This is a genomic window from Microbacterium sp. (assembly GCF_035554235.1).
Lineage (GTDB): Bacteria > Actinomycetota > Actinomycetes > Actinomycetales > Microbacteriaceae > Microbacterium.
Map to the genome: position 1 here is coordinate 1 of NZ_DATMIO010000155.1, position 2293 is coordinate 2293.

A 2293-nucleotide genomic window follows, 5' to 3' on the forward strand; every position below is an offset into this window, starting at 1 on the left:
CCAAGGATCTGCATGACGTTCTCCGACGGCAGCAGATAGCCCATGAACAGTCCGAAGGCCGCGAACTGGAGCGAGCCGACCCAGGCGATCAGCACCGTCTCGACCCAGACCGACGCCGGCATGTGGGAGCCGGCGATCGCACCGACAAGGTACACGGCCGCGATCGATGCCAGTCCGACCAGTGTGGCCGTGAGCACCTTGATGACGATGTAAGTGATCGGCTTCAGCGGGGTCAGCCGCAGCTGACGGCTCCAACCCTGCGCGCGCTCGACCGAGACCATCGCTCCCGTAGCGGTCGTGCCCAGCATGGCGCCGTAGACGGCCATGCTGATCATGATGAAGGCCTCGACGTTGCCCGAGCCCACCGGCTCGTTGGCATAGCTGGCGTTGGTGCCGAAGAGAAGGAAGAACACCACCGGTAGTACGAGGGTGAAGATCACCGTACGGCGGTTACGCAGTAGCCGGCGGATCTCCAGCATCAGAAAGGTCAAATTGAAGCCGCCGAACGGCGGGACTCGCCGGACCGGGACTGTTGTGGTTGTCATCGCGGGCTCCCCTCAGGAACGGTGGCGGATGCGGTCTGGGTGGAGGACGTCGTCCCCTCGGCCTGCGACGCGTCGTCCGGCTCGTCGGTCCCGCTGGTCAGTGCGAGGAACGCGTCCTCCAGGTTGCGGGCGGTGATCTCGAGATCGTGCGCCGGCGTCTGATCCAGCAGGTAGCGCGCCACGGCGTCTGAGTCGCTCGCATGCACCAGGACGGTGTCACCGCGTACCTCGATGCTGTCCGCGCCCGGCAGTGAAGGCAGCGACGGCGCGTTGGCCCCGGCGAGAGTGGCTCGGACCGTGCGACCGGCCGTCAGCGCCTTGATCTCGGCGGCGGTGCCGTCTGCGACGATTCGCCCGCGGCTCATCAGCACGATCCGGTCCGCGTACGCGTCAGCCTCCTCCAGGTAGTGCGTTGCGAAGAGCACCGTGCGCCCACGCTCGGTGTCCTCGCTGATGGCCGACCAGAACTCCCGCCGGCCTTCTACGTCCATGCCTGTGGTCGGTTCGTCGAGTATCAGCAGTTCGGGATCGGGAAGGAGCGCGAGGGCGAAGCGCAGCCGTTGCTGCTGTCCGCCGGAGCACTTCCCGACCCGGCGGTCCGCAATATCGGCGATGCCGGCGCGACGCAGCACCTCGTCGACCGGACGCGGGTTCGCGAACAGCGTGGCGATCATCCGTACGGTCTCCGCGACGGTGATCTCGCGCAGTAGCCCGCCGGTCTGCATGACGGCGGCGATGAGCCCGCGCGCCACCGCTTCTCCCGGTGGCACCCCATAGATCTCGACGGTGCCAGAGGTGGGCCGTAACAGGCCCAGCATCATGTCGATGGTTGTGGTCTTTCCCGCGCCGTTGGGCCCGAGGAACGCCACCACTTCGCCGGGGCTGACCGTCAGGTCGATCCCGCGCACGGCACGCACCTCACCGAAGTTCTTCTGCACCGCGCGCAACTGGATCGAAGGCAGGGCCACTTCCGTGGCCACTGGTTGGAAAAGGGGACGCGTCGTCATGGGTTGGCTCTTCCGGTGGGATGGGTTCTGACGCATCCAGCGTCGCCACGACAAGGCTGAATATCGCCGCCGCTAGCGCCAATTTCCTGGTACCCGTTACCCGGTACGGCAGACACCAGCCGTCCGGAGGTAGGGATCGGTGATGGCGGCATTGACCCAGGGCCACAGGACGACCATCGTCGCCAAGGGAGGGGGCGAGCTGAACGGCCATGAACCGCACGTCTGCACCTGCCGGGCACGTCGCTTCATCGCGGTCTGGCGCCGGGTCTGAGCCCGGCCTTCGCCGGAAGATCGTCGTAGCACTCGTCGTGTGGACGCTCCCTTACGCCTGCTACCGGGCCTACTACGCGGCAGGCGGCGAGTTCGGGATGATCGGCCAGCCAGTCTCGACCGCGCAGATCCGCGCCATCAACGCCGTCGGAGCCGCCATCATCGGTGCTGCCGCGATCCTGCCACTCCTGGCGATGCGCGTACGCGTTCTCCGTCGCGCGCTGCCGGTACTCGGCTGGATCGCGGCGGTGGGCTGTTGCATGCATGCGCTGGTCGACTGGACGTTACGCGTGCTCAGCCTGACCGGCGTACACCCGACACAACTCCCCGCGAGCGTGTGGCGATCCTTCGACCGGCGCGCCGCCGACCTGCAAGACCTTCTTGTGAACGAGCCATGGTTCTTCGTCGAAGGACTCCTCTGGGGGGCCCTCGCCGTTGGGCTCATTCCCCGGCCGGCCGCCGTCCCTGGAT

General features: G+C 67.0%; 4 protein-coding genes. 2 read left to right on the plus strand and 2 right to left on the minus strand.

Features of this window, described 5'->3' with window-relative positions:
• Window positions 1-545 (minus strand): ABC transporter permease (locus tag VNT50_RS08125; protein WP_325484609.1); only part of this gene is annotated, 545 nt, incomplete at its 3' end.
• Window positions 542-1552 carry an ABC transporter ATP-binding protein gene (locus tag VNT50_RS08130; RefSeq protein ID WP_325484610.1) on the minus strand — a complete coding sequence of 337 codons (1011 nt, stop codon included), beginning with the start codon at window positions 1550-1552 and terminating at the stop codon, window positions 542-544. The genes VNT50_RS08130 and VNT50_RS08125, both read right to left, overlap by 4 nt.
• Before the next feature lie 142 nt (window positions 1553-1694).
• Between VNT50_RS08130 and VNT50_RS08135 the strand changes: the two genes are divergently transcribed.
• Entirely contained in the window at window positions 1695-1823 is a 129-nt protein-coding gene (locus VNT50_RS08135; protein WP_325484611.1) for a hypothetical protein, read from the plus strand.
• A 37-nt stretch (window positions 1824-1860) separates the two neighbouring features.
• The coding region (locus tag VNT50_RS08140) for a hypothetical protein (protein WP_325484612.1) at window positions 1861-2293 on the plus strand (433 nt) is incomplete at its 3' end.

Bases quoted from the DNA above. Each gene is read 5' to 3' on its own strand.
- VNT50_RS08135 (WP_325484611.1), top strand. From the start codon at position 1,695: ATGGCGGCATTGACCCAGGGCCACAGGACGACCATCGTCGCCAAGGGA.
- VNT50_RS08130 (WP_325484610.1), bottom strand. From the start codon at position 1,552: ATGACGACGCGTCCCCTTTTCCAACCAGTGGCCACGGAAGTGGCCCTG.